The sequence below is a fragment of the Nonomuraea sp. 3N208 genome (genome assembly GCF_052245935.1).
Classification (GTDB): Bacteria; Actinomycetota; Actinomycetes; order Streptosporangiales; family Streptosporangiaceae; genus Nonomuraea.
On sequence record NZ_JBQQBR010000139.1, the window covers coordinates 1 to 1,656 of the forward strand.

Genomic DNA, 1,656 nt, shown 5'->3' on the forward strand with positions numbered 1-1,656 from the left:
CGCGAGTCGGCGAACGTGCCGTCGGCGTTGAGCACCGTGTTGGCCTGCGCCTTGACGTAGCGGTCTTCCTCGTCGGCGGTCAGGTAGTCGATCTGCTCGGTCACCCTGCCGTCGACGACCTTGCGGTACGGCGTCTCGACGAAGCCGAAGGCGTTGATCCGCCCGTAGGAGGCGAGCGAGCCGATCAGACCGATGTTGGGACCTTCAGGGGTCTCGATCGGGCACATCCGGCCATAGTGGGACGGGTGCACGTCACGAACCTCGAAGCCGGCCCGCTCACGCGACAGACCACCGGGACCCAGCGCGGACAGACGCCGCTTGTGCGTCAGCCCGGCCAGCGGGTTGGTCTGGTCCATGAACTGCGACAGCTGCGAGGTGCCGAAGAACTCCTTGATCGACGCCACGACCGGGCGGATGTTGATCAGGGTCTGCGGCGTGATGGCCTCGACGTCCTGCGTGGTCATGCGCTCGCGGACGACGCGCTCCATGCGGGCCAGGCCCAGGCGGACCTGGTTCTGGATCAGCTCGCCGACGCTGCGTAGGCGGCGGTTGCCGAAGTGGTCGATGTCGTCGACCTCGACGATGACCTCGCGGCTGACGCCCGGCATCGCCTCCTCGCCCGCGTGCAGGCGCACGATGTATTCGATCGTGGCGACGATGTCGTCCTCGGTCAGCGTGCCCTGGGTGATCTCCGAGTCAACGCCAAGCTTCTTGTTGATCTTGTAGCGACCCACCTTGGCGAGGTCGTACCGCTTGGGGTTGAAGTAGAGGTTCTCCAGCAGGGTCTGCGCCGACTCCTTGGTCGGCGGCTCACCCGGCCGCAGCTTGCGGTAGATGTCGAGCAGCGCGTCGTCCTGGCCGGCCGTGTGGTCCTTCTCCAGGGTGGCGCGCATCGATTCGTACTGGCCGAAGCGCTCGAGGATCCGGTCGCTGGTCCATCCCAGTGCCTTGAGAAGCACGGTGACGGCCTGCTTGCGCTTGCGGTCGATGCGCACACCGACGCTGTCGCGCTTGTCGATCTCGAACTCGAGCCAGGCACCCCGGGACGGGATGACTCTGCAGCTGTACAGATCTTTGTCCGACGTCTTGTCCACGGAACGGTCGAAGTAGACACCCGGCGAACGGGTCAACTGCGAGGTTACGACACGCTCGGTGCCGTTGACGATGAAGGTGCCCTTCGGCGTCATGAGCGGGAAATCGCCCATGAACACCGTCTGGCTCTTGATCTCACCGGTGGTGTTATTGATGAACTCCGCCGTCACGAACATCGGGGCGGAGAAGGTCATGTCCTTGTCTTTGCACTCATCGACGGAGTACTTTGGCGGCTCGAACCGGTGATCGCGGAACGACAAGGACATGGTCCCCGAGAAGTCCTCGATGGGACTGATCTCTTCGAAGATCTCTTCGAGGCCCGACTGGGTCGGGACGTCCTTGCGCCCGGCCTGACGAGCCGCCTCTACCCGGGCCTTCCACTTCTCGTTTCCGAGCAGCCAATCGAAAGACTCGGTCTGCAGAGCGAGAAGGTCAGGAACTTCGAGAGGCTCCTGGATACGCGAAAAAGAGACGCGACGGGGACCAGCGGGTACGGCGGAGGCGTTGCGCGAGGCTGCCAACAGATGTCCTTCCGAGGGCTCGCGGCGGACTGACTACACGCAC

General features: G+C 64.2%; 1 pseudogene. It reads right to left on the reverse strand.

From position 1 onward, the window contains the following. A pseudogene (locus ACTWPT_RS59860) lies at positions 1 to 1,613 on the reverse strand (DNA-directed RNA polymerase subunit beta); the annotation flags it as partial. Positions 1,614 to 1,656 lie beyond the last annotated feature (43 nt).